This is a genomic window from Streptomyces tendae (assembly GCF_008632955.1).
In the GTDB taxonomy this organism is placed as follows: domain Bacteria; phylum Actinomycetota; class Actinomycetes; order Streptomycetales; family Streptomycetaceae; genus Streptomyces.
The window spans coordinates 3,524,575-3,551,467 of the sequence record NZ_CP043959.1 but is presented as its reverse complement, the minus strand read 5'-3'; the positions used below and the strand labels follow the sequence as shown (position 1 = coordinate 3,551,467).

The window sequence follows — 26,893 nt, the reverse complement described above, 5'->3', positions numbered from 1 at the left end:
GGGGCGGCCGTCACGCGGGGGCCTTACCGGTGTTCACCGGCGTACGCCGAACTCCCCAGTCAGCGGGCCGATTCCCACCGGGTAGCTCCCCGTGGCCGCCCGGCGGACGGTGAAGCGCACCGTCACCTCCTGACCGGGGCGGACCGTGACGTCCTGGTGCTGCTCGGGCTCGCCCGCCACCGTCAGCACGGCGGTGTACGTGCCCCTCACCTCGCCGACGTTCTTCACCCGTGCGCTCACGTGCACCGGGGCGCCGGGGCGCGCCCGGGGCGGCGTCACCGTCAGACCGTGCGGCGCGAACCGGGCCTCGGGGCCCGCGACCAGGTCGTGGACGAACACGTCCGAGTGACGGTTGGTGTCGTCGTCGACCAGGTTGGCCGAGGTGCTCTCGAAGGCGACGTACCGGCCGTCGCCGCTGAGCGCGGGGAGCGCGGAGGTGCCGTCGCCCTCGGCGTCCTCCAGGCCGTCCGACACCCGGACCGTGGTGCCCGCCCGCCGGTCGCGCACGAACACGTCGGCCCGGCCGTTGGTGTCACCGGGGGCGAGGTTGGCGGCGTAGCTGTAGAACGCCACCTTCGTGCCGTCCGCGCTGAGGGAAGGCGCGTACCCCCACTGGTCGGCCGGTGTGCCGTCGCCGGTGACGTCGACCCGCTCGTTCTTCCCGGTGCGCAGGTCGTGGACGTAGAGCCGCCAGTCGTTGTCGAAGGCGACCGCGGTGCCGTCGCCGCTGATCCGGGGCGCGGTGTTCGCCCCGTCGGGACCGTCCACCAGGCGCGTCGTGCCGGTGAGGCGGTCGTGCACGAAGACGTCGGCGGTGCCGTCGGTGTCGCCCGGTACCAGGTTGTCCGCCGTGCTCTGGAAGGCGATGTACCGGGCGTCGGCGCTGATGGTCTGCTCGCGGGACGCGCCGTTGCCCGGGTTGGCGTCGGGCGCCTGGGAGACGCGGACGGTGGTGCCGAGCTTCCGGTCGCGCAGGAAGACGTCCGTGGTGCCGTTGGTGTCGCCCGGCACCAGGTTGTCGGCGTCGCTGTTGAACACGGCGTAGCGGCCGTCGGCGCTGAGCGAGGGCGCCGAGGAGAGGCCGTCGGCCGCCGTCCCGTCCGACGCGACCGAGACCCGCTCCGTGACACCGGTCGTCCGGTCGTGCGCGAAGGCGTCGGTCTGGCCGTTGGTGTCCCCGGGCACGAGGTTGGCGGCACCGCTGCTGAAGCCGACGTACCGGCCGTCGGCGGTGAGGGTCGGGGTGAGGGAGAAGTCGTCGCCCTCGGTGCCGTCGGAGGCGGCCGACACGCGCTCGGTCGTCTGCCGGTCCCGGTCGGTGACGAAGATGTCGAGCGTGCCGTTGGTGTCTCCGGGCACGAGGTTGGAGGCGGGGCTGGCGAAGGCCACGATCCGGCCGTCGTCGCTCAGGTCGGCCCACCACGCGTCGCTGTCGGGCTGGCTGCCCTGACTGGTGAGGGACGCCCGCTCGGTGGCGGACGGCGGGGGCAGTTCGAGGTCGGCCCCGCGGGTTCCGGAGGGGCCGTCCACCGTGACGGCCAGCGGCCGGGAGCGGGAGATGCCGGGCGCGGCCGCCCTGATCCGGTAGGCGCCGACGGGCACGTCGTGGACGGTGTAGCGGCCGTTGCGGTCGGTCACCGCGGTGAGGTCGTCCGGGACGCCGAGGACGCTGACCGTCGCGCCCGGCACGGTCGTCCCGGTCGGCCCGTACGTCAGCGTCCCGCTGACCGTCGTCCAGCGGGTGCGGGTGAGCTCCAGCGGGACGTCGGTGTAGCGGTCGGCGCGGACCCGCTGCCGGCTCGTGGTGTCGGCGTATCCGAAACGGGACAGCGCCAGGTCGTGGGTGCCGGGCGCGAGCCTGAGGGAGAAGTGGCCCGAGGCGTCCGTGGTGACCGCGCGGCCGGTGTCGCTGCGCGCGACCGTGACACCCGCGAGCGGCTCGCCGCTCCGCCGGTCGGTCACCGTGCCGCGCACTCCGCTGCGCAGGGCCGCCTCGGCGACCGCCGCGTAGGCGTCGATGCGTCCGTGGCCGTAGCGGGCGTTGGGGAGTTCCCCGTACCGGTCGTCGGCGCGGGAGGTGCCGGAGAGGACGGCGAGGGCTTCGTCGGCCGTCAGGTCCGGCTGGGCCTGGAACATGAGGGCGACGGTCCCGGACACGTGCGGGGTGGCCATGGAGGTGCCGTCGAGCGTGCCGTAGCCGCCGTCGGGAAGCGCCGAGAGGACGTCGACGCCGGGGGCGGAGACGTCGGGCACGACGTACGTGTCGGGCCACTCGGCGGGCGGGGCGCTCCAGTTGCTCTTGTGGACGACCTCGCCGCAGGAGAAGTCGGCAACGTTGTCGTCGGCGTCGGTCGCGCCGACCGAGACGGACTCGTAGACGTTGCCGGGACTGGCCGATCCCTGGAAGCACTCGTTGCCGATGGCGAAGGCCGGGAAGATGCCGGCGCGCGCGATGTTGCGGGCCGGTTCGACGAGTTCGTCGGCGTAGCCGTCGGAGCCGAGCGACATGCTGACCACGTCGGCGGGCTTTCCGGCGGGGGTGCCGTCGGCGGCGTACGGGGCGATCGCCCACTGCATGCCGGCGATGACCTGGGCGAGGCTGCCGCGGCCGCCGGGGATGACCAGGCCGCCCATCAGCTCGGCGCCGGGGGCCACGCCGATCTGTGTCCCGGAGGCGTCGCCTCCGGCGACCGTGCCGGCCACATGGGTGCCGTGGTAGGCGCTGTCGTGCGGCACGGAACCGGGGACCGGCCGGCCGTCGGCGTCGAACTCGATCCAGCCGCCGGGGTGGGCGGGATCGGCGGGGTCGGCACTGGTCAGCTTGCCGGCGAGGTCGGGGTGTGCGGCGTCGATGCCGGTGTCGAGGACGGCGACGCGGACGCCGGCCCCGGTGATCTTCCGCTCGCTGTGCACCTTGTCGGCGCCTATCCTGGCCAGTCCCCAGGTGGAGGATCCGGCGGTGGCGCGGGCGACGGTCCTGTCACTGCTGTCCACCGTCTCGCCGGACGGGGTCTCGAGGGTGAAGTTGGGGATGACGCGCTCGACGGGGGCCAGCGCGGCCAGGTCGCGCAATGTGTCGGACGTGGCCCGCACCAGGACCATGTTCTTGAGCCAGAAGGTGTTGAGCACCCGGTCGCCCCGGGCCTCGACGAGGTCCACCACCGGGGCCTGGTCGGCGGCGGTGCCGCGGGCGAGGGAGCGGCGGACCTCCGCCGCGGTGTCGTCGGGGGTGACGGCCGGCGCGCCGTGCCGGAGGACGACGGCGGCCTCGACGCGTCCGTCGCCGCGTGCCCCGGCGGCGTCCATCCGCTTCAGCACGGCGGGGTCGATCTTCGACTCGGCGGCCGCCGGGAAGGACGGGCCGGGAGGGGTGGCCTGCGCCGTCGCGGGAGCGGCGGTCAGCGCGGTGGCACATATGCCGAGCACGGACAACAGGGATCTGTACCGGCGGTGTTGTCCGCGAGGCGGACGGGCCGGGAGCGGCATGGGGGCACTCCTTCTGCGACGCGTGTCCGCGCCATGGGTGGGCCGAGGTGGGGGCCGATCACGAAGCTCGTCGAACGCTGACATCCGCCGTCGGCGCCTGACAAGATCAACCGGCGGCGACTTCCCGACAGCCGACGGGAAGACGACAGGAGACGAGAGGGCGGACCGTGCTGGAACCGATCGGCCTGGACGAACGCGACGAAGCCGTGTACGACGCCCTGATCCGCCGGACCCGGGCCACGGCCGCGGAGCTCGCGGCCGACTGCGGGCTCACCCCGGGCGCGGCCGGCCGGGTGCTGCGGTCACTGGTCGGTCTCGGGCTCGCCTCCGCCGGTCAGGGACGGCCCGTCAGTTACACGGCGGTACCTCCCGACAGCGCTCTGGAAGCCGTACTGCGGGAACGGGAGCAGGCGTTGAACGGCGTGCGTGCGCACGTCTCGGCGCTGATGTCCCTCTACCGGGCCGGCAGCCGTTTCGCGCACCCGGGCGACCTGGTCGAGGTGGTCTCGGGACGCGAGGAGGTCAACCGCAACTGGGTGCAGATGCAGCGCGCCTCCCGCACGCAGGTGCGCGGCTTCGACTGCCCTCCGTACGCGGCGGCGGCCGGCCACTCCGAGCCCAACCCCGTGGAACTCGAACTGCTCGCTCGGGGCGTCAAGTACCGCGTGCTGTACGACAGTTCGGTGCTGGAGCTGCCGGGGTGGCTGGAGGACGTGGCCATCGGGATACGGCTGGGTGAACAGGCCCGCATCGCCACCGGGCTGCCGGGCAAGCTCGCGATCTGCGACGACCGGGTCGCCATGCTGCCCCTGCTGCGCCCCGGCGACGACACGGTGACCGCCTCGTACGTCATCCACCCCTCGCCGCTGCTGGACGCCCTGGTCGCCCTGTTCGAGACGGTGTGGGAACGCAGCGTGCAGATACGGCCCTCGACGCCGCCCGCGGACGTGGACCCGCCCGAGCGGCTGTCGCCGGAGGAGGAGAAGCTGCTGACGCTGCTGGCGTCGGGGGCCACCGACAAGGCGGCGGGCCGGGCGCTCGGCTGGAGCGAACGCACCGTGCAGCGGCACATCACCAAGCTGCTGCGGCGCTTCGGCGCGCAGACGCGCTTCCAGCTGGCCATGGAGGCCACCCGCCGGGGGTGGATCTGAAGGGGACCCTCACCGACGCGGTGTGCGCACGACCGCGCCCCGGACACCCTTGGGCATCCGGGGCGCGGCCTTCGAACACGTGCGAAACGGGGGACCGAGGGGGACGGCGGGCTCAGACCCGCTTCTCCGCGCGGCGGCGCATCCAGAAGATGCCGCTGCCGAGGACCGCGGCGGCCACCAGCGACCCGCCGATCGCCATGTCGGTCGGCGTCGCCCCGCTGGTGCTGCTGCCGCCGATGCCGCCCCGGACACCGCCGATGACGGTGAAGGCGGCCGGGCGGGTCAGGCTCCGCCCGGAGCAGTGGACGGTGATGTCGTAGGGACCCGGGCGGGCGTCGTGGTCAATGGTGGCGGTGCCCTTGGAGGTGTCGTTGGCGCCGTTGACCGGCGTCAGGTTCGTCCGCGGGAACGCGTTCGAGGTGGCCGTACCGCCGTTGGGGCAGCCGTCGACCGTGATGGTCAGCTGGCCGCCGCGGGCGATGACGCTGGGCAGGGCGACGATGTTGGACGGGTGGGGCACCCGTCCGCCGTCCGCGACGGCCGCCGGGGCGGCGACCCCCAGGACGGCGACCGCGGCGCCGGCGGCCGCAAGGGCACGTGTGTTGCGCATGTGATCCTCCGCGGGAGACGCCCCGGGTCCCGTCCCCGGTCCGATCGGCGAGAAAGCGCCTCCCGGAAAGACCCTCAGTTGCCCGGCGCCGCCGCGCATTTCGGGAATGGTCCGTACTGGTGAGGGGCGGCCCCCGGGGGCCTGTGCACCCGGGGTCATCGCCGCAGGTCACGGACCGTCAGAAGATCTTCGTCGGGGTTCACCTCGGATGGCGCACCCCGCCCGTCCGGGGGCCACCCGTTCGCCGCCGTCCCGTCGCCGGTGGCGCACCCTCCGCTTAGCGTTCACGTCATGCGCGAGTGACACGGCGACGGCCGTGTCGAGAGGGGAAGGCGAATGTCTGCTTTCGAGCCGGCCGAAGCCGAAGAGGAGGCACGCCCGAGGAGGCGCGCCCCGTGGGGCGTGATAGCGCTGGTCCTGCTCACCGGCCTCGCACTGCTCCGCAACGGCTCCGGGGAGTTCGACGTGGGCCCGCCGCAGCCGGCCGGCGCGGCCGCCGCGGACAGCGCGACCCCCGGCGTGTTCGCCGGCACGATCCAGCCGCTGCCCTACGCGGTGCCGGACCGGGTGCGGATCCCGGCGATCCAGGTGGACGCGCCGATCGTCCCGGTGGGCCTGGACGCGGAGGGCTGGGTGGACGCGCCGCCGCCCGAGGACCCCAACCTGGCCGGCTGGTTCACCGGCGCGGTCTCGCCGGGCGAGAAGGGCACGTCGGTCGTCGTCGGGCACGTCGACAACGCGCAGGGCCCGGCCGTGTTCTACGGGCTGGGCGCGCTGAAGAAGGGCAACCGGGTCGAGGTCGCGCGCAAGGACGGCAAGACCGCCGTGTTCGAGGTCTACGGCGTCGAGGTGTTCTCGAAGAACGACTTCCCGGGCGACCGGGTCTACGCCTCCAAGGGCACCGCGGAGCTGCGGGTCATCACCTGCGGCGGCGGCTTCACCCAGCAGGACGGCTACGACGGCAACGTGGTCGCCTTCGCCCGCCTGGCCGAGGTCCGCTGAGCGGTCCCCGTCCGGGCGGGCGGGGACCGTCTCAGACGTACTCCCGGCGGGGCACGGTGACGTGGTACCCGGAGTCCAGCAGGTACGGCAGGTAGGAGCGCAGGGCCCGGACGGTCTGCGAGCGCTCGCCCCCGGCGTCGTGCGACAGCACCACGACGCCGGGGGCGGCGCCGTCCTCGACCCGCGTGACGATGGTGCGGGTGCCGGGCTCGGTCCAGTCGAGGGTGTCGACGGTCCAGGCCAGGGGTTCCATGCCCAGTTCGGCACCGAGCTGGAAGGCGGCCCGGTTCCAGGCGCCGTAGGGGGCGCGGAACCACTCCGGGCGGATGCCGCAGGCCTTCTCGACGACGTCGCTGGTGCGTTCCATCTCGGAGCGGATGCGGCCGCGGCGCAGGCTTGTGAGCAGGGGGTGGGTCCAGGTGTGGTTGCCGACCACGTGCCCCTCGTCGGCCATCCGGGCCACCAGGTCCTGGTTGTAGTCGGCCATCTCCCCGCACACGAAGAACATCGCGCGCACCTCGTAGCGGGCCAGGGTGTCCAGGATGTCGGGGGTGTAGCGGGGGTCGGGCCCGTCGTCGAAGGTGAGCACCATGGTGCGGCCGTGGTCCGGCACCCGCAGCAGCGGCTCCTTACGCACCGGGGTACGGCCGGGGACGGTGCGCGGCGGGCCGTAGCCGGTCAGGGGCTGGAGGCGGTACTCCGAGGGCCTCAGCGGACGGCGGGCCGGGGGCGCCCCGGCGGCGGGCGGCGCCGACGCGCTGCGGTTCGCGGAGCCCGGGGCGAGCGCCGCGGCCAGCCCTGCCGCGCCCAGCGTGGCGGCACCGGCGAGCAACGCCCGGCGCCGGGTGAGCAATTGATCCTTCTGCATGACTCATCAGTCGCCCCGCGGAGGTCCGGCGCAGCTCTGCGACACCGGTGCGGCGGCACGATTTCACCTGATCGGCGCAGCATACGGCGAAGATCCGCAGGGGACCGCGTGGTGTGCCGGGGATGGGGGCTCCGATAACCTCGCTGCCGTGACGGAACAGCAGGCCCATCGGTTCGAGCGGGGCACGGACGGTCCGAAGGTGATCGTGACCGGGGTGGACGGCTCGGACTCCTCGCTGCGCGCGGCGGCGTACGCCTCGGGCCTGGCCCGGCGCCAGGGCGCGCTGCTCGCCATCGTGTACGTGCAGCCGGTGCTGGCGGCCGGGGCGGCACTGGGCGCGCCGGTGGCGGACGCCACGGAGGAGATAGCGCAGGACCTGGTGGCGCAGATCCGGGAGTCGATGGAGCGGATCAAGGGGATCTTCGACATCCGCTGGGAGTTCCACACCTTCCGCGGCGACCCCTACAGCGGCCTGGTGAAGGCGGCGGACGACCTCAAGGCGGACGCGGTGGTGGTGGGGGCGTCCGAGCAGGCGGGCCACCGGTTCGTCGGTTCGGTGGCGGTGCGGCTGGTGAAGGCGGGGCGCTGGCCGGTGACGGTGGTGCCGTAGTTCCGTAAAGGCTCTCCCACGGCTCGCGTGGTGTCTTCCTTCGGCGGTGCGACAGGGGCATCATGACCCGCCGTCAGCCGTTCGCCGATCGCGAAGAGGTGTCGCGCATGGCCGGGCTCCGGGCGGGCGAAGGCGTTCTCCGCCGCAAACCCATCGAGCACATCGAGGAGACGGAGACCGGCCGGGGACCGGGGCTGGAGCGCACCCTGGGCCTGTGGCAGCTCACCGCGATCGGTGTGGGCGGCATCATCGGCGCGGGCATCTTCACGCTCGCGGGGGCCGTGGCCAACGGCACGGCGGGGCCCGCGGTACTGATCTCCTTCCTGATCGCGGGTGTCGCGAGCGCCGCGGCGGCGCTGTCGTACGCGGAGTTCGCGGGCATGATCCCGAAGGCCGGCTCGGCCTACACGTACGGCTACGCGGTGCTGGGCGAGCTGGTGGGCTGGTTCATCGGCTGGGACCTGCTGCTGGAGTACACGGCGATCGTGGCGGTGGTCGCCATCGGCATCTCCGGCTACTTCGGCTTCCTGGTGAACGAGATGGGCGCGGATCTGCCGGCCTGGATGCTGGGCGCGCCCGGCACCGGGGACGGCCACCGGGTCGATCTGTTCGCGGCGCTGCTGTGCCTGCTCATCGCGGCCCTGCTGAACCTCGGCATCAGGAACGCGGCGCGCTTCGAGACGGTCGTGGTGGTGCTGAAGGTGCTCGTCGTGCTGCTGGTGATCGGGGTGGGGGTGTTCCACATCGAGACCTCGAACTACCACCCGTTCTTCCCGTTCGGTGTGGGCGGGGCCTTCACCGGGGCGGCGACCGTGTTCTTCGCGGTGTTCGGTTACGACGCGATGTCGACGGCGGCGGAGGAGTCGAAGGACGCGCAGCGGCACATGCCGAAGGCGATCATCTACTCGCTGATCATCTCGATGGTGCTCTACGTGGCGGCCTGCCTGGTGCTGACGGGCATGCAGGACTTCAAGGACATCGACCCGGAGAGCGGCTTCTCCACGGCGTTCAAGTCGGTGGGGCTGAGCGGGCTCGCGGACGTGATCGCGGTGGGGGCCATCATCGGCATCCTCACCGTGATGTTCACGTTCATGCTGGGTGTCACCCGGGTGTGGTTCGCGATGTCCCGGGACGGGCTGCTGCCCCGGTGGTTCGCCAAGACCCATCCGACCCGGCATGTCCCCACCCGGGTCACCTGGATCGTCGGGGCGGCGTCGGCCGCCATCGCCGGGTTCCTGCCGATCGGCGAGGCGGCCGAACTCACCAACATCGGCATCCTGCTGGCGTTCGTGGTGGTGTGCACGGCGGTGATCGTGCTGCGCTACCGGCAGCCCGGTCTGCCGCGCGCCTTCCGCACCCCGTGGATGCCGGTGGTGCCGGCGGTGGGGGTGATGTTCTCGATCTGGCTCATCACGTTCCTGCAGTGGCAGACCTGGGCGCGGTTCGCCGTGTGGTTCGCGATCGGCCTGCTCGTGTACTTCGGCTACTCCTACCGGCGTTCGGAGCTGGCGCGGTCGGGCCCGAAGTCCGCGGAGCGGGGCTAGAGGGACGCCAGGAAGTCGAGCAGGACGCCGGTGTACGCGTCGGGGCGTTCCATGGCGGAGTAGTGGCCGGTGCCCTCGACGGTCGCGGTCCGGCCGTCGGGGACGGCGGCGGCCAGCCGCTCGGCGGCGGCGTGCAGCCCGGCCGGCTCCAGGGAGCCGTTGACGGCGAGCAGCGGGACGCGGATGTCGCCGATCCGGTCGAGGGAGCCGGTCACCGGGACGAGATGGTCCTTCTCGTCCGGGGTGTGCTTGGAGATGGTGTGCAGGGCCATCTCGCGCAGCCGGCGCATCAGCTCCGGGTCGATGTCGTCGGCCGTGCGCTCCGGGCCGGGCACCAGCCGGAGGAAGGCGTCGAGCCAGGCGGCCACGTCCCCGGCGGCCAGCGCGCGTCCGGTCTCCTCCTGGAGGGCCCGGTGCCAGGGGTCGGTGTACCGGAAGTCCCCGGTCGCGGCCCCGGAGGTGACCACCGCACGGACGGTCTCGGGGTGTTCGAGCACGGTGTCGGTGGCGATCACGCCGCCCATGGAGAGGCCGACGAGGACCGCGGGCCCGGCGTCGAGGTGGCGCAGCAGTGCGGCCAGGTCGTCGGCCCAGCGGAACGGAGCGGTGGCGTTGGCGGACCAGCCGTGGCCGCGGGTGTCGGGGGCGATCACGCGGTACCGCTCGGCGAGGACGGGGACGTGGGCGTCCCAGACGCGGTGGTCGACGAACCCGGAGTGGAGCAGGACGACGAGATCACCGGATCCGGTGTCGCGATAGGCGAGGTCGCCGTCGGCGGACGGGAAGAAGCGCAGTTCCGAAGCACCAGTCATGACAACCAAGGTGTCACCTTCAGGTCGCTTTGACAACCTGGATGTCATGATGGCCGGATGACGGACCACGACACCCCCCTCCCCCCGGACGAACTCGGCCACCGCCTCACCGCGGTGTACGACCTGGTCGGCACCCTCTACCGGCGCGCACAGCGCAGCGTGGAGCAGGAGCTGACGGGCGGTGAACTGTCCCTGGGCGTGCGCGCCGTGCTGACCCTGCTCCACCGCAACGGCCCGATGACGGTGCCGCAGATGGGCAGGGCGCAGGCGATCAGCCGGCAGTTCGTGCAGCGCATGGTGAACGACGCGGCGGCGGCGGGGCTGGTGGAGAGTGTGCCCAACCCCGCCCACCGGCGGTCGTCGCTCATCCGGCCGACGGAGCGGGGCACCGCGGCCATCACCGAAGTGCTGGGCAGGGAGCACCGGTTGCTGCGCGAGACCGGCGGGGGGCTGACGGACGCCGAGGTGACGGCCTGTCTGCGGGTCCTGGGCGAACTGCTCACGGCACTGGACCACGTCTCGGACGACTGACGGCACGCACCACGCCTCCGGACATCTGTGTCGCGCAATCTCCCCAGGGCCGTGGGCGAGGCCGCGGCGTTCGAGATGCACCATGCAACGACGTATGGCAACCATGGTGGGAAGTCCTCCGAAAGGGTGATCGAGATGTCCCCGACGTCTCCGCACCGGGTCTCGTCGTGGGGCGCAGGAATCCGGTCCCTCCGTCGAAGACCGCCTGAATCATGACGGCGACCTCGTCGACGGCGCCCACGTCGGTGCGCCTGGCCGTCGTGGCCGCGCTCCTGTCCTTCGCCGCAGGGGCTGGTGACGCGTTCGCGTTCGCGGAGCTCGGGGGCGTGTTCACCGCCAACATGACCGGCAGTCTCGTCCTGTCGGGTCTGACGAACCAACCGGGGTACGGCTCCCTGGTCTCGGGGGCGGCCGTGGCCCTCGCGGCGTTCCTGATCGCCGTGTACGTGGCCTCCAGGGCGGCACCGAAACGGCCGCAGGCGCAGTGGAGCAGGATCCGGGTCGTGCTGGTGGCCGTGGTCGCGCTGGACCTCGTGGTGCTGATCCTGAAGTCCGTGAGTTCCACCCCCGGCACGGCTCTGCGGCTGATGATGCTCGCGGTGTCCGCGGCGGCGATGGGCAGTCAGACCGCTGCCGCCAAACGGGCCGCGGGCGGTTCGGGCGTGACCACGACCTTCGTCACCGGCACCCTGACCAGCTTGGCCCAGGACGCCGCCGACGGCAGCACCCGGCACGCGGTCGTCCGTGTGGGCGTGGTCGTGATGCTGTTCCTGGGCGCCCTGACGGCGTCCTGGGCCATGGCGATCGACGCCCGTCTCGGCCCCGCCGTGGCGGCGGTCGGCACCACGGTGGCGATCCTGGCCTTTCCGAGGACACGTGGACCGGCGTCGTGACGGCCTGGCGAAGTGGTGTCGACCGCCACGGACGCCGCCGAGGGGACCGGCGCGGCCTTCGCCCTGCAGCTGCTGCTGACGGACCGACCAAGGAGTGGACATGGTCGAGCCCCCCACACCGGGTGGACAGCCACCCGGGAGCCCTCCCGCCTCACCACCCGCCGCGCGGTTCCGCGGTGAGGTGCGGGGAGCGATCACACCACGCGCCGGCCTCATCATGCTGGGCGTCCTCATCCTCGAACTGGCCTTCGTCGTCTCCTACATCGGAGCCTTCCACTCCCCCACCCCCGACAAGATCCCGGTGGCCGTCGTGGCTCCCGCGGCGGAGCAGCGGGCGGTGATCGAGAAACTGAACTCCATCCCCGGCGAGCCGCTGAAGGGACAGCCCGCCGACACCGCGGCGCAGGCGCGCGCCATGGTGCTGGAGCGTGAGGTGGACGCCGCTCTGCTGGTGGCACCGCAGGAGGGGGGCGACCGGCTGCTGGTGGCCTCGGCCGGCGGTCCGTCGGGCGTCCAGGCGCTGGAGCTGGTCTTCCAGAAGGCGGACCCCTCGCGGCCGGTGCAGGTCACCGATCTGCGACCACCGAACGAGGCCGACGGACGTGGACTGGCCAGCTTCTACCTGGCGGTCGGCCTGGTCGTGGGCGGCTATCTGGCCTCCGCGGCGGCGTCCGCCTCGTACGGGGCCCGGCCGGCCAATCCGCACCGCATGCTCATCCGGCTCGGCGCGCTGGCCGTGCTGTCGGTGCTTTCGGGCCTCGGCGGCGCCATCATCGTCGACCTGGTCTTCGACGCGCTGCCGGGCCACTTCGTCGCGATCTGGTGGATCGGCGCCCTCACCACGTTCGCCGCGGCGGCCGCCGGTATGGCCTTCCAGGTCCTGCTCGGGCCCATCGGCATCGCGCTGTCGGTGCTGATCTTCGTCGTGTTCGGCAACCCCAGCGCGGGCGGTGTGTACCCGGCGGCGCTCCTGCCACCGTTCTGGCGGGACCTCGGACCGGCGCTGCCGAACGGCGCCTCGGTCGCCCTGATCCGCAACTACACCTATTTCGGCGGTCATCACACCGCCACGGCCTGGTGGGTCCTCTCCGCCTGGGCCGTGGGCGGCGTCCTGGTCAGCGCCCTCGCCGCCACGTTCCGCCGACGGCCCAAGGCGGCCGACGGCACCATGGCGCCCGCGGCCCCCGGAGGGACCGGGGCCGCGGCCTGACGGCCGGGCCCGGGCCCGCTCCGGGTGCGGCGCGGGGCGAGCCGGCGGGCACGGGCGGGCGGCCGGGGCCGCCCGCCCGCCGGGTCACCTCAGGCCGAAGGCCCGGGGCGCGCGGAGACGCGGACCGGTCCCAGCACCGCGTACCCGAACGGGTCGCCCGTCCCGTCCGCCGCCGGGGCCGTCGCCGTGGCGGACGGGCGCGCGGGCGGGCGGGGGTCCGCGGCGGGCGGCTGGTCGGTCGCGGCGTGCATGCGGAGACGTTACCCGTGGTCGTGGGCGTCCGGACGACCGCACTCCCGTCCCGGACGCCCCCGGCCCCGGCGTCTCAGCCGTCGCCCTTCCGCGTCCCGCCCGCCATCACGAGCCCGTCCTTCGCGGCGCCCCGGCCGAGCACCACGTCACGGATGCGGTCGCGGACGGCGTTCAGCTCGGCCCCGTCGGCCAGCGCTTCGTTGAGGTCGACGACCCGGCCGGCGTCCACGTCGTACAGCTGGGGACGAACTCCGCGCGGGTCACCTCCCAGCGTCCGCCGGGGCGGGCCGGCGGGGCGAAGGTGAAGCGGCCCAGGGTGGACTGGTTGCCGCGCGGGTCGGTCACGCCCTCGGGGCCGGTCATCTCGCCGGCGATCTGGTCGCCCATGCCGTAGACCACCCAGGTGCCGTTGACCTTCTCGTACGCCTGCGGGACGTGGGCGTGGGTGCCGAGGATCAGGTCGATGTCCGGGCGGCCCCCGGTGGCGGAGGCGGTGAGGGAGCGGGCGAGGGTGAGCTGGAGGTCGTCGGGCTCGTCCTGCCACTCGGTGCCCCAGTGCAGGGAGACGACCACGACGTCGGCCCCGCCTCGCGGGCGGCACGGGCGTCGGAGACGATCCGCTGCTCGTCGATCAGGTTGACGGCCCAGGGCCGGTCCTGCGGCAGCGGGAGCCCGTTGGTGTCGAAGGTGTAGGCGAGGTGTGCCACGCGTGCCCCGCCGGCGCGCAGCATCGTCGGGGTGGCGGCCTCCTGTTCGGTGCGGGCGGATCCGGCGTGGCGCAGTCCCGCCGCGTCGAGGGCGTCGAGGGTGCGGCGGATGCCGTCCGCGCCGTCGTCCAGGGTGTGGTTGGAGGCGGTCGAGCAGCCGTCGTACCCGGTGGCGGCGAGGCCGGCGGCGATCTCGGGCGGTGACTTGAACAGGGGGTAGCCGCTGTAGTCGCCGTCCGCGCCGTAGACGGTCTCCATGTGACACAGCGCCAGGTCCGCCGGGGCGACGACGGAGCGGATGCCGGAGAGCATCGGGCGGAAGTCGTAACCGGTGCCCCCCGCGTCGAACTGGGCGCGGTCGATGACGGAGGTGTGGGCCAGGACGTCGCCGGAGGCGACCAGGGTGAAGCCGCGGTGGGCCGTCGCGGAAGGCGCGGGGCGCCCCTGCTGCGGCCGGTGGTCGCGGGCCTGGCAGGCGGCGCCCGCGGCAAGGACGGCGGTCAGGACGAGGGCCAGCTGTCTGCTGCGTGCGATCATCACGTCACCCCGCTGTGGTCGTATTTATGGATAAACAGGTAAGAAGCCTCATCTCGTCGAGCGGTGCTCCGACACGCCCTTTAGGCCGTCCGGCGTGCGGATACGGTCGTCTCGACCGTTCGTCGAACCGTTCGTCGACGCGATCGACCGTCCGCCGCACGCCCCTGTGCGCGCCCTGTCCCCGGACGCCCCCGTGCGCTGCCATACGGCCATGACGGCCGGAATGACACTCACGAACGGGACCACCGCCGAGCACGAGCTCGCCGCACTGCAGCGGGAGCACGGCCGGCCCCTCTTCGCGCTGCTGCTCCGGCTCTGCGACGGGGACCGGCAGCGGGCGGAGGACCTGGTCCAGGAGACGCTGGTGCGGGCCTGGCAGCACCCCGAGGCCCTGCGCGCCGAGAACTTCGACTCCGTACGCCCCTGGCTGCTGACCGTCGCGCGCCGGCTCGCCATCGACGCCCGGCGGGCCCGGCAGGCCCGTCCGGCCGAGGTCGGCGACGCCGTGCTGGAGAACGCCCGGGTGATCTCCGACCACGCGGAACGGGCCGCCGCGACGCTCGACGTCCGGGAAGCTGTGAAGACACTCACTCCCGAGCACCGCGAAGTCCTGGTGCTCGTGTACTTCCAGGGGGCGAGTGTGGCGGAAGCCGCGGCGGCCCTCGGGATCCCGCCCGGTACGGTGAAGTCCCGCGCGTACTACGCGCTGCGCGCCCTGCGCCGGGTGCTTCCCGGATACGCCTCCGACATGCGGTGAAACCAACCGTCGGGTCAAACCTCCGTAAAGCGCCTTGCCGACGAAGCCGGTTGGGGATCGGCTGTCCTCATCCGTGTTCCGGACCGGGGGCCCGGGTTCGGGCGACGCGCACGCACCGGAGGAGGCAGGAAGGGATGCTGCACAGAGGTCGAGAGAGCACGGAGGGCACCGGGGACGGCCGGCCGGCCGTCCCCATGGCCTGGTTCTACGCCGAGTACATCGCCGACGAGCTGCTGCGCACCGGCGATCTGATGCCGCCGACGTCCGTGGAGTTCCGGGCCGGGCGGGACGCGCTGGCGCTGACCGTCTTCCTGTCCGACACCGACGGCGAGCTGTCCGGCATCCGGGTCATCACCCAGCTGGAGACCTGGCTGTCGCTGACCGCCTACGACCAGCCCTGGCAGGAGTGGGTGCACCGCCGTCTGGACGACCTGGCCGCGGACGCCGCCGCGTCCGGCACCGGCGCCACGGACCCGAACCTCCAGCTGGCGGCGGACGCCTGGCGCTGGCTGCGGGAGACGGAACTGCTGGCGCCCGACCTCAACGCGGTACCCGGGGGCGGGGCGGCCGGCGAGGACGAGGGACCGAAGGTGTGGACGCCCGCCTGGCAGCTCGGACTGCCCCTGGGACACCTCGCCATCCACCTCTTCTAGGGCCCGCGTCCACCCCTTCGGGCCGCCTCGGAAATCGCCACCAATCCGCGGCCCCGAGGGCTCCGAATCCTTAGGTCACGATTCGGTGCGTGGCTTGAGTGATTCGGCTGCCTGGTGCGTACCGGTGGGAGCAAGGAGTAACCCCACCCGCACCCAACGGCACGAGGATTCGGCATGAGGTCCCTGGAGAGGCATCGCGACGTCGGCGCCTACGCGCTCGGCGTGCTGGACGAGGCGGAGGCGTTCCGCTTCGAGGACCACCTCATGGAGTGCCCCAGCTGCGCTGTCCAGGTGACCGAGTTCGGCCCCGCCACACGCCAGTTGATGCTCTACCGCAGCGCCACCCCGCGCCCGGTCCACCCGATGGCCCAGCCCTCGCCACGGATGCTGGACCGGCTGCTCACGCAGGTGGCCGGACGGCGTCGCGCCGGGCGCCGCCGGCTGCTGCTGGCGCTGGCCGCCTCGGTGGTGATCGCGGTGTCCGCCCCCGCCGCCCTCGTGCTGGCGCGCGGCGGCGACGGGCCCCGCCCGCTGACCGTGGAGGCGACCGACGAACGCTCCGGGGTGTGGGCCGAGGTGACCGTCGAGGACCGCGACTGGGGCAGCGCCGTGGAGCTGCGGGTCAAGGACGCGGCGGGACCGCGCGCATGCGTTCTCGTGGGCGTCGCCCGCGACGGCTCCGAGGACGTCATGACCAGCTGGGCCGTGCCCCGCCACGACGCCCGCCCGAACACGATCCCGGGCGGCTCCGCCCTGCACTCCGACGACACCGTCCGCTACGAGGTGCGCACCACGGAGGGCGAGACCCTGGTGACGCTGCGTCCCGAGTGATCCCGACCGTCCGGGCTCACTTCAGCAGCCGGGACAGCCTCCGGTCCGCCAGCGGCCTGCCGCCCGTCTGGCAGGTGGGGCAGTACTGCAGCGAGGAGTCGCTGAACGACACCTCGCGGATCGTGTCCCCGCACACCGGACACGGCTCGCCGGTACGGCCGTGCACCCGCAGACCGGTCTTCTTCTCCGCCTTCAGCCGGCCCGCCGCCAGCCCGCGCGAGCGTTCGACCGCGTCGGTGAGGGTGGAGCGCAGGGCCTCGTACAGCCGGGTGGTCTCCTCCGGGGTGAGCGAGGAGGCCAGCTTGAACGGGGACATACGGGCCGCGTGCAGGATCTCGTCGCTGTAGGCGTTGCCGACGCCCGCGATCAGGCTCTGGTCCCGCAGGGCGCCCTTGAGCCGGCGGCGCTCCCCGGACAGCAGCTCCGCCAGCCGCCGTTCGTCGAAGTCGTCGGCCAGCGGGTCCGGCCCGAGCCGCGCGACGCCCGGGACCTCGGCGGGGTCCGCCACGACGTACACGGCGAGCCGCTTCTGCGTGCCGGCCTCCGTCAGGTCGAAGCCGGCGCCGGTCTCCAGGGCGACCCGCAGCGCCAGCGGCCCCTTGCCGGGGCGGGGCGGTCCGCTGGGCAGCGGGTCGCGCCAGTGCAGCCAGCCCGCGCGCGCCAGATGGGTGACGAGGTGCGGGCCGCCGTCCGTCGCCATGGCGAGGAACTTGCCGTAGCGCCGCACGGCGGTGACCTCGCGGCCCTCGAGGGCGGTGAGCGGCGGATCGTAGGTCTTCAGGACGCTGATCGCCACGGGCAGCGCCCGGACGATCTCGTGGCCGGTCAGGTGCTCGGTGAGGAAGTCCTTGAGCGCCTCGACCTCGGGGAGTTCCGGCATGCGTCAAGAGTGCCACCGGCGGTCCGCGTCCTCAGCCCGTGCCGGGTTCCTTCGGCACCACGAACTCGCTCCACACGCACTTGCCGCCACCACGCGCCTCCACGCCCCACACGTCGGTCAGCGTCTCGACCAGCAGCAGTCCCCGTCCCGAGACACCCGACTCCCCCGCCTCACGGCGGCGCGGCAGGGCGCTGGAGGAGTCCTCGACCTCGACCCGCAGGCGCCGCTCGGTGCCGTCGAGCACGCTGAGGATCACGGTCGCGGACCCCTCCGTGTGCATCAGCACGTTGGTGATCATCTCGTCGGCGACCAGCTCGATCTCGTCCGCCCGGTCCCGGGCCCCCCACGCACCGGCCGCGGTACGGATCATGCTGCGGGTGTCGGACAGCGCCTGCGGGTCGCCCGGCGGCACCACCTGCTTGAGCCGCCCGGCGGAGCGCGGCCCGTCCGGTTCGCGGCGGCGCAGCAGGAGCAGCGCCACGTCGTCGTCACCGCGGCGTTCCTCGGCGACGTCGATGAGCCGGTCGGCGAGGTCGCGCACGTCGTCGGGACCGACGGCGATCAGCGCGGCGAGGGTCTCCACGCCGTCGTCGAGGTCGGCGCCGGGCTGTTCGACCAGCCCGTCGGTGCACAGCACCAGGGTGTCGCCCGGTTCCAGCTCTATCGTCCCGACGGGGTAGTCCAGGCCGCCGAACTCGGCGGACAGGCCAAGGGGCAGCCCGCCGGGGACCGACACCCGCCGGCAGGTGCCGTCGGCGCGCCGCACCATGGGGTCGAGGTGGCCGGCCCGCACCACCTGGAGCACCCCGGTGGACAGGTCCACCTCGGCGTACAGGCAGGTCGCCGAGCGGTCGGTGTCGAGTTCGTGCAGGAAGACGGAGGCGCGGGCCATCACGGTGGCCGGCGGGTGCCCCTCGGCGGCGTAGGCGCGCAGCACGATGCGCAGCTGTCCCATGACGGCGGCGGCGTGCGTGTCGTGGCCCTGGACGTCCCCGATGACGGCGCCGACCCGGCCGCCGCCGGTCGGGTTGCCGCCGGGCAGCGGGATCAGGTCGTACCAGTCGCCGCCGATGTCCCGGCCGAAGCTGCCGCCGAAGGAGGCGGCGCGGTAGCGCACCGCGAGGTCGGCGCCGTGCACGCTGGGGATGGTGCGGGGCAGCATGGCCTGCTGCAGCCCCTGGGCGAGGTCCATCTCCTGCTCGTAGAACATCGCGCGCTGCAGGCTCTGGGAGATGCTGCTGCCGAGGGCGACGAGGATGTTGCGCTCCTCGGCGGAGAAGCCGCGCCGGTCGCTGTAGAGCAGGCCCATCGCGCCGATGGGGCGGGCCTGCACGATGAGCGGCAGATAGGCGGCCGAGGTGATCTTCAGCCCGGTGATGCCCTGCCACAGCTCCGGGTAGCGCTCGGCGAACTCCTCCGGCGACTCGATGAAGCGGGGGCTGAGGGTGCGCACCGCCTCACTCATCGGGTACCGCTCGTCGATCCGGGTGAGTTCGGTGCCGGGGACGAAGCTGCCCGCGGGCCCTTCCGCGATGAGCCGGATCCGGCCGGCCTCGACCAGTCCCATCACCAGACTGGTGGCGCCCAGATGGGTGAGGCCGTGGGTGTCCTTGAGGACGTCGATGACGTCCTGCACGGTCCGCGCGTGGGCGAGGGCGGCGGTGGTCAGCTGGACCACGTTGGTCTGCTGGCGGCGCAGACTCTCCTGGAGGGCCTGCTCACGCCGGCCCTCGCTGTCCCGCAGCTCCTGGGTGGCGTCGCGGACGATGCCGATGATGCGGTGGGGCCGGCCGGACGCGTCCCGCCGGATGTAGCCCTGGGTGTGGGTCCAGCGCAGGGAGCCGTCCCGGCGGCGGAGGCGGAAGTAGGCGCCGTAGTTCTCCTGGCCGGTCTTGAGTGCCTGTGTGACGACGGTGTCCAGGCGACGCGCCTCGTCGGGCGGGACCCGCATGCCCAGGGTCTCCGGGCGGTCGTCGTACTCGTCGGGGCGCACGTCGAAGATCTCGTGCGCCTGGGCGTCCATCTGCATCACCCCGGCGTCCAGGTCCCAGTCGAAACTGCCCATGCGGTTGAGCGCCAGGATCGGATCCGGGTGTTCCGGCCAGTCGTCCGGGAGTGACAGGGGGCTCGCTCCCCGATCAGCCATGGGCCCACCTTGCCAGGGTTCGGACGATTCTTCGACCGCTGGGGCACCTCGCGTCACGGGTATCCCGCGCCGCCCGGTGGTACCCGGGAAGTCACACGGAGTACGGAGCGACAAGCGGCCGGGACCGGACGCCGGCCCGGTGTCTGAAAGGGTCCGGCGGGCGGCGGAGGAAGGAGCGTGCGGACGTGGAGTGGTTCGGCGCGTCCGACTACTGGCTGAGCCGGCTGGTGTTCCAGAAGGGGCTGGCCGCCCTGTACCTGGTCGCGTTCGTGACGGCGGCGCTGCAGTTCCGCGCGCTGATCGGGGAGCGGGGCATGCTGCCGGTGCCGCGTTTCGTGGAGCGGGTGCCGCTGCGCCGCTCGCCCAGCCTCTTCCACTGGCACTACTCCGACCGCTTTTTCGCCGGCTGCGCCTGGGCGGGGTGCGCGGTGTCGGCTGCCCTGCTGGCGGGGGCGGACGCGCTGGTCCCGCTGTGGGCGGCGATGCTGCTGTGGCTGGTGCCGTGGGCGCTGTATCTGTCGATCGTCAACGTGGGGCAGACCTGGTACGCCTTCGGCTGGGAGTCGCTGCTGCTGGAGGTGGGGTTCCTCGCCGTCCTGCTGGGGAACGACGAGGTGGCGCCGCCGGTGGTCGTGCTGTTCCTGCTGCGGTGGGTGCTGTTCCGGGTGGAGTTCGGGGCCGGGCTGATCAAGATGCGCGGTGACGAGTGCTGGCGCCGGCTGACCTGTCTGGACCACCACCACGAGACGCAGCCGATGCCGGGGCCGCTGAGCTGGTTCTTCCACCGTCTGCCGAAGCCGCTGCACCGCGTCGAGGTGGCGGCCAACCACGTCACCCAGCTGGTGGTGCCGTTCCTGCTGTTCGCGCCGCAGCCGGTCGCCTCGGTGGCCGCCGCGCTGATGATCGTCACCCAGCTGTGGCTGGTGCTGTCCGGCAACTTCGCCTGGCTGAACTGGGTCACCGTCGTACTGGCCCTGCCGGTGCTGTCCCTGCCGTCCGATCCGCCGGCGGTGGACGACGCCCCGCTCTGGTACGTGGTGGTCGTGCTCGCGGTGTCCGCGCTCCTGCTGGGCCTCAGCGGCCGGCCGGTGCGCAACATGCTGTCCCGCCGCCAGGTGATGAACCGCTCGTTCGACCCGCTGCACCTGGTCAACACCTACGGGGCGTTCGGCACCGTCGGCCGGGTCCGCCACGAGGTCGTCGTCGAGGGCACGTCCGACGAGGTGCCGCGGCGGGACTCCGACTGGCGCGAGTACGAGTTCAAGGGCAAGCCGGGCGACCCCCGCCGCTGGCCACGCCAGTTCGCCCCGTACCACCTGCGGCTCGACTGGCTGATGTGGTTCGCCGCCCTGTCCCCCGCGTACGCCGGTCCGTGGTTCGGCGCGCTGGTGGAGCGCCTGCTGGAGAACGACCGGGACACCCTGCGGCTGCTGCGCCGCTCCCCGTTCCCCCCGGACGAGCCGCCGCGCCACATCCGCGCCCGCCTGTTCCGCTACCGCTTCACCACCTGGCGCGAGCTGCGCGAGACGGGCGCCTGCTGGGAGCGGACGTACGTCCGCGAGTTCCTGCCGCCGACCCGGCTGGCCGGGCCCGCGCGGAAGACCTAGGCCGGGGCCGACGGCAGCAGGCCGCTCTCGCGCAGCTCGTCCCAGAGGGCGGCGGGGACGGTCTCCGTGAACCGGTCGGCGCTGTCGTGGACCTCGGCGGCCGAACGGGCGCCGACCAGGACACCGGCGACCGCCGGGTGCGCGGCGCAGTGGGCCAGGGCGGCGGCGCGCAACGAGGTGCCGTGCCGCTCGGCGGTCTCCTTGATCCGCAGGGCTCGTTCGAGCAGGGCGGCGGGGGCGGCCGCGTAGTCGTAGGTGGCTCCGGGCCGCGGGTCGGCGAGCAGGCCGGAGTTGAAGGCGCCGCCGACCACGACGGAGACACCGCGTTCCAGGGCGGCGGGCAGCAGGTCGGCGGAGGCGGAGGCGTCGAGCAGGGTATGGCGGCCGGCGCACAGCACCACGTCGACGTCGGTGTCGCGGACGAAGCGGGTGAGCATCGCGGTCTGGTTCATGCCGGCGCCGATGGCCCGGACGACGCCCTCGGAGCGGAGCTTCTCCAGCGCGGGGTAGCCCTCGCGGAACGCCTGTTCCTCGTGGTCGTCGGGGTCGTGCAGGTAGACGACGTCCACGCGGTCCAGGCCGAGGCGTTCCAGGCTCGCCTCCAGGGAGCGGCGCACGCCGTCGGCGCCGAAGTCCCAGACCCTGCGGTGGGTGGCGGGCACGGCGAACGCGTTGGCCAGGTCGTCGCCGCCCGCGTCGGACGGTTCGAGGCGGCGGCCCACCTTGGTGGACACGGTGTACGCGTCGCGGGGCAGGTCCCGCAGGGCGGCGCCCAGCCGGCGCTCGGCGAGACCGAGTCCGTAGTGCGGGGCGGTGTCGAAGGAGCGGATGCCACGCTCCAGCGCGGCGCGCACCGTCGCGTACGCGTCCTCCTCGGCGACCTCGGTGTACAGGTTGCCGATGCCGGCCGTGCCGAGGGCCAGCGGGGTGATCTCGACGCCGCTGCGGCCGAGTTCCCTGGGGGCTCCGAGGTCGCTCATGCCGAGCTGCTCCTTGTCGTACGGGTGGTTCGCCGGGACGGGGTGCCGCCGAGCATACGGCGCCGGGTCAGGCGCGCTTCAGCCGCAGGGTCGTCAGCTGGAACGGCCGCAGCCGCACGGTGATCCGCCCCTCCTCCACGGCGGGCGGGGGCGTGTCCGCGAGGGGGCGTTCCAGCAGGTCGGTGGCGCCCGCGCGGGCGACCGCGAAGCCGGCGGTGAGCGTGACCCGGGCGCGGGCGCCGTGCGCCTCGTGGAAGCGGACCACGACGTCACCGCTGCCGTCGTCGGCCAGCTTCACCGCCGTGACCACGACGGAGTCCCGGTCGACGGTCACCAGGGGCGCCACCTCGCCGGCGCCGGTGAGCCGCCGCTCGGGCAGGTTGATGCGCCAGCCCTCGCGCACCGCGTCCCCGACGGACGCCCCGGGGACCAGCGCGTGCCGGAAGCGGTGCAGGCCCTGGTCGGTCTCCGGGTCGGGGAAGCGCGGGGCGCGCAGCAGGGAGACCCGGACCGTGGTGGTGGTGCCGCCGTCGCTGCGGACCGTGCGCGTCACGTCGTGGCCGTACGTGCCGTCGTTGACGACCGCGACTCCCCAGTCCGGCTCCTGGAGGTGGACGAAGCGGTGGTTGCACGCCTCGAACCTGGCGGCCTCCCAGGAGGTGTTGGTGTGGGTCGGGCGGTGGAAGTGCCCGAACTGCGTCTCGGAGGCGTAGCGGTCGGCGTGCAGGTCGAGGGGGAAGGCGAGCTTGAGGAACTTCTCCGTCTCGTGCCAGTCGGCCTCGGTGTCCACCACCAGGCGCTTCTCCCCCGGCGGCAGCGAGAGCACCTGCGTCACCCGGGAGTCGCCGAAGGAGCGCCGGACGCGCACCGAGGCGCCGTCCGTACCGGCGGTGACCTCGTCCGCGTCGGTCAGGTCGGTGACGGTGTTGCGGTAGAACGCGTCCACGTCCCACGCGTCCCACATGTTCGGCAGGTCGTGGTGGAGCTGGAGCAGGTTGCCGGGCCGTCCGGGGGCGACGGTTTCGCGGTCGGCCTCCAGGTCGTGGACGGAGTCCACCAGGCCGCGGGCGTCGACGGCGACCCGGAGCAGACCGTTGTCCAGGACGTGTCCGCCGCCGGGACGGTCCTCGCGGGTCGTCCGGCCCGTGGCCTCGGCCGGGCGCGCGCCGCCCGCCGGGACACCGGCGCGGGGGTGCGGGGCCGCGTTGAACACCAGCGGGAGCGTGCCCTCGCCGGCCAGGGCGCGCTGGGCGGCGTCGACGATGCCGTTCAGCTCGTCCGCGATCCGGGCGTAGGTGGCGCGGGCCTCGCGGTGCACCCAGGCGATGGAGGAGCCGGGCAGGATGTCGTGGAACTGGTGCAGCAGCACCGTCTTCCAGATCCGGTCCAGGTGCTCGTACGGGTAGGGGAAGCCGGTGCGCACGGCGGCGGTGGCCGCCCACAGCTCGGCCTCCCGGAGCAGGTGCTCGCTGCGCCGGTTGCCCTGCTTGGTGCCGGCCTGGCTGGTGAGGGTGGCACGGTGCAGTTCCAGGTACAGCTCGCCGACCCACACGGGCGGTTCGGGGTTCTCCGCCTCGGCCTTCGCGAAGAACGCGGAGGGGGTCTCCCAGGTCACGGTGGCCGACCCCTCCAGGTCGCGCAGCCGGGCGGCCTTGGCGACCATCTCGCGGGTGGTGCCGCCGCCCCCGTCGCCCCAGCCGGTCGGCGCGAGGGAGTGCCGGGCGGCCCCCTTGTCCTTGAAGTTGCGTACGGCGTGGGCGATCTCGGCGCCGTGCATGGAGCAGTTGTATGTGTCGACGGGCGGGAAGTGGGTGAAGACGCGGGTGCCGTCGATGCCCTCCCAGCGGAAGGTGTGGTGCGGGAAGCTGTTGGTGCGGGACCAGGAGATCTTCTGCGTGAGCAGGTACGAGGAGCCGGCCGCCTTGATGATCTGCGGCAGTCCGGCGGCGAAGCCGAAGGTGTCCGGCAGCCACGCCTCGTCGTTCTCGACGCCGAACTCGTCGAGGAAGAACCGCTTCCCGTGCACGAACTGCCGGGCCATCGCCTCCGATCCGGGCATGTTGGTGTCGGACTCCACCCACATGCCGCCGGCGGGGACGAACCGCCCGTCCGCCACCGCCTTCTTCACCCGCGCCCACACCTCGGGCCGGTGGTCCTTCACCCAGGCCCACTGCTGGGCCTGCGACATGGCGAAGACGAAGTCCGGCTCGTCGTCGAGGAGGGCGGTCATGCTGGCGGCGGTGCGGGCGACCTTGCGCACGGTCTCGCGCAGCGGCCACAGCCAGGCGGAGTCGATGTGGGCGTGCCCGACCGCGCCGATGTGGTGCGCGGACGGGACGGCGGGTGCGGCCAGCACGTCGGTGAGCTGCGAACGGGCTTGCCGGGCCGTGCCGTTGACGTCCTGGAGGTCGACCGCGTCCAGGGCGCGTTCGACGGCGCGGAGGATGTCCCAGCGGCGGGGCGAGTCGACCGGCAGCTCGGCCATCAGTTCGCCGAGCACCTCGAGGTCCGTCACCAGGTGCCACACGGTCTCGTCGAGGACGGCGAGGTCCATGCGGGCCAGGGTGTACTGCGGTGCGCCGCCCGCGGTCTCCCGGTCGCCGAGCGGTGTCGGTGCGAAGGGGCGGTGGCCCATGATCACGGGGTTGGAGGCGGCCTCGATGTGCAGGCGCACCTCCTCCCCGCCCTGGACGGGCGCCCCGATCCGCACCCACTGGTTGCGGGGGTTGAGGCCCTTCACGGGGGTGCCGTCGGGGCGGTAGACCAGGCCCTCGCACTGGAAGCCGGGCATGTTCTCGTCGAAGCCGAGGTCGAGGAGCGCCTCGACGGTCCGGCCGGCCCACGCCTCGGGCACGGTCCCGGTCACCCGGAACCAGCTGGTGCCCCAGGGGGCTCCCCAGCGGGTGCCGACGGTCACCGGCTCGACGTCGGCGGCCAGCCCCTCGGCGACCGGCACCGGCTCCCCCGGCGCGTGCCACACCGCCGCGTCAAGGGGCACGGACTCGGGGTACACGGCGGGACGGATGCGCTCGTCGAGCACACGCCTGAGGCGGGCCTCGACCAGGGTGCGGTCGTCATGCATGCGGCGCTCCATGGGTGTGGCCGGTCGGCTGCCGGACGGCGGTTCCGCCGACAGGACGGGGACCTCCGGTGTAACTCCCCTCTCCCGCCACCCGCGAACCGCCGCACCCGGGGCGTCGGGGCCCGCCCCCCGCGCGGGTGGGAAGGGCGGCCTCCCTGGATCCGGAAGCCCGCCCCGTCAGGGAGCCGGGGGGTGGGCGGCGGCGTGCGTGTGCCGTGCGGGCCGTACGACGCGTCCGGCGCGGTGAGAGGGCGGCGCGCGGCGGTCACGGGGCGCGGCGGTCCGGCACGGGATCGTGAGGCCGCCTGCCGGGCGCGGGCACAAACGCGTGGGAGTCACCGCTTCCGGGCGGTGACTCCCACCGCGCTTCCCCTGGCAGGTGCGGACCCGGTCCGAGGGCGGGGGTGGCCTCGGACCGGGAGCTCAGTGGCCGGCGCCGTGACCTTCGGCGTTCACCCGGGCCTGGTCCTCGATGCGGCGCTTGGCGTCCTTCCAGTCGATCGGCAGACCGCTGACGGGCACCTCCCAGAAGGTGAACGTCGAGACGCGCATGGTCTCCCGCAGGCCGCCCATGATGCTCTTGTGCGGCTCGGTCCTGGCGTAGGTGTAGAGCGCCTCGCGGCTCTCCCAGGCGGACAGCGTGTAGAAGGTCCGCCCGAGCGGCTGGGCCACCAGGGAGGCGCCGAGCGCGCCGGGCGCCTTGCGGACCTGGCCCCAGGCGGCGAGGGACTTCCAGAAGAACCGGGGGACGTCCTTCAGCGAGCGCACCTCGAAACGGGAGGCCATGACGAAGGCACGGGTGTCGGGCCGGGCCGGGTTCGGCGTGACCCAGGGAAGAGTAGGCACGATAGTCTCGCCTCCGCAGTTGGTGAGTGGCACTATCTATATTAGACAGTGGAGCTACCCAATTGCCAGAGGAAGAGTGGGACGCACGTGAGAATCTCGGAACTCAGCCGCCGCAGCGGGGTGTCCAACGCGACCATCAAGTACTACCTGCGGGAGGGTCTGCTGCCGCCCGGACGGGCGACGGCGGCGACCCAGGCCGAGTACGACGAGTCCCACCTGCGGAGGCTGCGCCTGATCCGCGCGCTCACCGGCGTGCGCGGGCTGTCCGTGGCGTCGGCCAAGCAGGTGCTGGACGCCAGCTCCGCCCACCAGACCGACACGCACCGGCTGCTGGGCATCGTCTTCGGCATCTGGCCGTCCGAGGCGGGCCGGCCGGAGACACAGGCCGACGGGCCGCCCGAACCGAGTCCCGAGGCCGCGGCCCTGATCGAGGCGATGGGCTGGTCCGTCTCGGACTACAACCCCGCGCGGCAGGTCATCGACCAGACCCTGCGCACGCTGCGCTCGCTGGGCATCGACTACGACTGGCAGACGCTCCTGCCCTACGCCGAACTCGCGGCCCGCACCGCCCGGCACGACCTCGACCGGCTGGACACCATCACCGATCCGCTCGAGAAGGCGGAGCAGGCGGTCCTGCTCACCTTCCTGCTGGAACCGGCCCTGATGGCCCTGCGCCGGCTCGCCCAGGAGGACGAGTCCATCGTCCGCTACGGGGACGGCCCCGACGCGCCCCCGTCCGGCGAGGCCCGCCCGCCCGGGCATGAGTGAGCGGTACTCATGCCGGCGCGCGGACCGGTCCCCGGGCCGGCGCGCGGCACCCGGTCCGGCGCGGCGAAGGTGAGTGGCCCCGACTCACGCCCCTCCCCCGCCCCACGTGGTCTTCTCGTGTGCGGCACGC

22 protein-coding genes and 1 pseudogene are annotated in these 26,893 nt (G+C 73.2%); 12 read left to right on the top strand and 11 right to left on the bottom strand.

Annotated elements, in window-relative coordinates; translation table 11 throughout:
* Positions 1-33: 33 nt before the first annotated feature.
* Entirely contained in the window at positions 34-3,426 is a 3,393-nt protein-coding gene (locus tag F3L20_RS16195) for a S8 family serine peptidase (RefSeq protein WP_167534537.1), read from the bottom strand.
* 227 nt (positions 3,427-3,653) lie between these two features.
* Between F3L20_RS16195 and F3L20_RS16190 the strand changes: the two genes are divergently transcribed.
* Positions 3,654-4,637 carry a helix-turn-helix transcriptional regulator gene (locus tag F3L20_RS16190; RefSeq protein ID WP_150154993.1) on the top strand — a complete coding sequence of 328 codons (984 nt, stop codon included), beginning with the start codon at positions 3,654-3,656 and terminating at the stop codon, positions 4,635-4,637.
* Between the two features lie 112 nt (positions 4,638-4,749).
* Here the strand turns inward: F3L20_RS16190 and F3L20_RS16185 are convergent, their stop codons facing one another.
* On the bottom strand, positions 4,750-5,247 hold the full coding sequence (locus F3L20_RS16185; protein ID WP_150154992.1) for a hypothetical protein: 498 nt from the start codon (positions 5,245-5,247) through the stop codon (positions 4,750-4,752).
* A 336-nt stretch (positions 5,248-5,583) separates the two neighbouring features.
* On the opposite strand from F3L20_RS16185, the gene F3L20_RS16180 reads away from it, so the two are divergent.
* Complete coding sequence (locus F3L20_RS16180; RefSeq protein WP_150154991.1) at positions 5,584-6,249, top strand: class F sortase; 666 nt, start codon at positions 5,584-5,586, stop codon at positions 6,247-6,249.
* A 31-nt stretch (positions 6,250-6,280) separates the two neighbouring features.
* Here the strand turns inward: F3L20_RS16180 and F3L20_RS16175 are convergent, their stop codons facing one another.
* On the bottom strand, positions 6,281-7,117 hold the full coding sequence (locus tag F3L20_RS16175; protein WP_206338784.1) for a polysaccharide deacetylase family protein: 837 nt from the start codon (positions 7,115-7,117) through the stop codon (positions 6,281-6,283).
* Between the two features lie 148 nt (positions 7,118-7,265).
* On the opposite strand from F3L20_RS16175, the gene F3L20_RS16170 reads away from it, so the two are divergent.
* On the top strand, positions 7,266-7,727 hold the full coding sequence (locus tag F3L20_RS16170; protein ID WP_150154990.1) for a universal stress protein: 462 nt from the start codon (positions 7,266-7,268) through the stop codon (positions 7,725-7,727).
* Between the two features lie 107 nt (positions 7,728-7,834).
* Positions 7,835-9,271 carry an amino acid permease gene (locus F3L20_RS16165; RefSeq protein ID WP_150154989.1) on the top strand — a complete coding sequence of 479 codons (1,437 nt, stop codon included), beginning with the start codon at positions 7,835-7,837 and terminating at the stop codon, positions 9,269-9,271.
* Here the strand turns inward: F3L20_RS16165 and F3L20_RS16160 are convergent.
* Complete coding sequence (locus F3L20_RS16160; protein WP_150154988.1) at positions 9,268-10,083, bottom strand: alpha/beta fold hydrolase; 816 nt, start codon at positions 10,081-10,083, stop codon at positions 9,268-9,270. The two genes, F3L20_RS16165 and F3L20_RS16160, sit on opposite strands and share 4 nt — an antisense overlap.
* Positions 10,084-10,140: 57 nt before the next feature.
* On the opposite strand from F3L20_RS16160, the gene F3L20_RS16155 reads away from it, so the two are divergent.
* From F3L20_RS16155 to F3L20_RS16145, 3 genes are all read left to right on the top strand, one after another.
* The gene (locus F3L20_RS16155) at positions 10,141-10,614 is read left to right on the top strand and encodes a MarR family winged helix-turn-helix transcriptional regulator (RefSeq protein ID WP_150154987.1); all 474 of its coding nucleotides are present in this window, start codon (positions 10,141-10,143) and stop codon (positions 10,612-10,614) included.
* Positions 10,615-10,826: 212 nt separating this feature from the next.
* Complete coding sequence (locus F3L20_RS16150; protein ID WP_150154986.1) at positions 10,827-11,507, top strand: DUF1275 family protein; 681 nt, start codon at positions 10,827-10,829, stop codon at positions 11,505-11,507.
* 100 nt (positions 11,508-11,607) lie between these two features.
* Entirely contained in the window at positions 11,608-12,717 is a 1,110-nt protein-coding gene (locus tag F3L20_RS16145) for a DUF3533 domain-containing protein (protein WP_150154985.1), read from the top strand.
* Between the two features lie 89 nt (positions 12,718-12,806).
* On the opposite strand, the gene F3L20_RS33990 is transcribed toward F3L20_RS16145, so the two are convergent.
* Together F3L20_RS33990 and F3L20_RS16140 are read right to left on the bottom strand one after the other, a co-directional pair.
* Positions 12,807-12,968: a hypothetical protein gene (locus F3L20_RS33990; protein ID WP_167534536.1), complete on the bottom strand. Its 162-nt coding sequence runs from the start codon at positions 12,966-12,968 to the stop codon at positions 12,807-12,809.
* A gap of 74 nt (positions 12,969-13,042) precedes the next feature.
* Positions 13,043-14,213, bottom strand: a pseudogene (locus tag F3L20_RS16140) (CapA family protein).
* Between the two features lie 211 nt (positions 14,214-14,424).
* On the opposite strand from F3L20_RS16140, the gene F3L20_RS16135 reads away from it, so the two are divergent.
* The 3 genes from F3L20_RS16135 (at position 14,425) to F3L20_RS16125 (ending at position 16,454) form a co-directional block, all read left to right on the top strand.
* A complete protein-coding gene (locus F3L20_RS16135) occupies positions 14,425-14,970 on the top strand; it encodes a sigma-70 family RNA polymerase sigma factor (protein ID WP_033275399.1) in 546 nt (181 codons plus the stop codon).
* Positions 14,971-15,104: 134 nt separating this feature from the next.
* Positions 15,105-15,623, top strand: coding sequence for a hypothetical protein (locus F3L20_RS16130; RefSeq protein ID WP_150154984.1), 519 nt, complete (start codon positions 15,105-15,107; stop codon positions 15,621-15,623).
* A 174-nt stretch (positions 15,624-15,797) separates the two neighbouring features.
* Positions 15,798-16,454, top strand: a complete 657-nt coding sequence (locus tag F3L20_RS16125) for a zf-HC2 domain-containing protein (protein ID WP_150154983.1) — start codon at positions 15,798-15,800, stop codon at positions 16,452-16,454.
* 16 nt (positions 16,455-16,470) lie between these two features.
* Here the strand turns inward: F3L20_RS16125 and F3L20_RS16120 are convergent, their stop codons facing one another.
* Both F3L20_RS16120 and F3L20_RS16115 read right to left on the bottom strand, forming a co-directional pair.
* Positions 16,471-17,334 carry an Fpg/Nei family DNA glycosylase gene (locus F3L20_RS16120; RefSeq protein WP_145824768.1) on the bottom strand — a complete coding sequence of 288 codons (864 nt, stop codon included), beginning with the start codon at positions 17,332-17,334 and terminating at the stop codon, positions 16,471-16,473.
* Positions 17,335-17,365: 31 nt separating this feature from the next.
* Positions 17,366-19,480 carry a SpoIIE family protein phosphatase gene (locus F3L20_RS16115; protein WP_150154982.1) on the bottom strand — a complete coding sequence of 705 codons (2,115 nt, stop codon included), beginning with the start codon at positions 19,478-19,480 and terminating at the stop codon, positions 17,366-17,368.
* Between the two features lie 185 nt (positions 19,481-19,665).
* On the opposite strand from F3L20_RS16115, the gene F3L20_RS16110 reads away from it, so the two are divergent.
* Complete coding sequence (locus F3L20_RS16110) at positions 19,666-21,087, top strand: lipase maturation factor family protein (RefSeq protein ID WP_150154981.1); 1,422 nt, start codon at positions 19,666-19,668, stop codon at positions 21,085-21,087.
* Here the strand turns inward: F3L20_RS16110 and F3L20_RS16105 are convergent.
* The 3 genes from F3L20_RS16105 to F3L20_RS16095 all read right to left on the bottom strand — a co-directional run bounded on the left by F3L20_RS16105 (position 21,084) and on the right by F3L20_RS16095 (position 25,995).
* Positions 21,084-22,067 (bottom strand): aldo/keto reductase, encoded by a 984-nt coding sequence (locus F3L20_RS16105; protein ID WP_150154980.1) that lies wholly within the window; start codon positions 22,065-22,067, stop codon positions 21,084-21,086. The two genes, F3L20_RS16110 and F3L20_RS16105, sit on opposite strands and share 4 nt — an antisense overlap.
* Before the next feature lie 67 nt (positions 22,068-22,134).
* Positions 22,135-25,149 (bottom strand): alpha-mannosidase, encoded by a 3,015-nt coding sequence (locus F3L20_RS16100; RefSeq protein ID WP_150154979.1) that lies wholly within the window; start codon positions 25,147-25,149, stop codon positions 22,135-22,137.
* 423 nt (positions 25,150-25,572) lie between these two features.
* Positions 25,573-25,995: a DUF3291 domain-containing protein gene (locus tag F3L20_RS16095; protein ID WP_150154978.1), complete on the bottom strand. Its 423-nt coding sequence runs from the start codon at positions 25,993-25,995 to the stop codon at positions 25,573-25,575.
* Positions 25,996-26,082: 87 nt separating this feature from the next.
* Between F3L20_RS16095 and F3L20_RS16090 the strand changes: the two genes are divergently transcribed.
* The gene (locus F3L20_RS16090) at positions 26,083-26,763 is read left to right on the top strand and encodes a MerR family transcriptional regulator (RefSeq protein WP_150154977.1); all 681 of its coding nucleotides are present in this window, start codon (positions 26,083-26,085) and stop codon (positions 26,761-26,763) included.
* Positions 26,764-26,893: the final 130 nt, after the last annotated feature.

Coding starts and splice junctions, on each gene's coding strand:
- F3L20_RS16185 (WP_150154992.1), bottom strand. CDS start 5,247: ATGCGCAACACACGTGCCCTTGCGGCCGCCGGCGCCGCGGTCGCCGTC.
- F3L20_RS16180 (WP_150154991.1), top strand. CDS start 5,584: ATGTCTGCTTTCGAGCCGGCCGAAGCCGAAGAGGAGGCACGCCCGAGG.
- F3L20_RS16175 (WP_206338784.1), bottom strand. CDS start 7,117: ATGCAGAAGGATCAATTGCTCACCCGGCGCCGGGCGTTGCTCGCCGGT.
- F3L20_RS16165 (WP_150154989.1), top strand. CDS start 7,835: ATGGCCGGGCTCCGGGCGGGCGAAGGCGTTCTCCGCCGCAAACCCATC.
- F3L20_RS16160 (WP_150154988.1), bottom strand. CDS start 10,083: ATGACTGGTGCTTCGGAACTGCGCTTCTTCCCGTCCGCCGACGGCGAC.
- F3L20_RS16155 (WP_150154987.1), top strand. CDS start 10,141: ATGACGGACCACGACACCCCCCTCCCCCCGGACGAACTCGGCCACCGC.
- F3L20_RS16150 (WP_150154986.1), top strand. CDS start 10,827: ATGACGGCGACCTCGTCGACGGCGCCCACGTCGGTGCGCCTGGCCGTC.
- F3L20_RS16145 (WP_150154985.1), top strand. CDS start 11,608: ATGGTCGAGCCCCCCACACCGGGTGGACAGCCACCCGGGAGCCCTCCC.
- F3L20_RS33990 (WP_167534536.1), bottom strand. CDS start 12,968: ATGCACGCCGCGACCGACCAGCCGCCCGCCGCGGACCCCCGCCCGCCC.
- F3L20_RS16135 (WP_033275399.1), top strand. CDS start 14,425: ATGACGGCCGGAATGACACTCACGAACGGGACCACCGCCGAGCACGAG.
- F3L20_RS16130 (WP_150154984.1), top strand. CDS start 15,105: ATGCTGCACAGAGGTCGAGAGAGCACGGAGGGCACCGGGGACGGCCGG.
- F3L20_RS16125 (WP_150154983.1), top strand. CDS start 15,798: ATGAGGTCCCTGGAGAGGCATCGCGACGTCGGCGCCTACGCGCTCGGC.
- F3L20_RS16120 (WP_145824768.1), bottom strand. CDS start 17,334: ATGCCGGAACTCCCCGAGGTCGAGGCGCTCAAGGACTTCCTCACCGAG.
- F3L20_RS16115 (WP_150154982.1), bottom strand. CDS start 19,480: ATGGCTGATCGGGGAGCGAGCCCCCTGTCACTCCCGGACGACTGGCCG.
- F3L20_RS16105 (WP_150154980.1), bottom strand. CDS start 22,067: ATGAGCGACCTCGGAGCCCCCAGGGAACTCGGCCGCAGCGGCGTCGAG.
- F3L20_RS16100 (WP_150154979.1), bottom strand. CDS start 25,149: ATGCATGACGACCGCACCCTGGTCGAGGCCCGCCTCAGGCGTGTGCTC.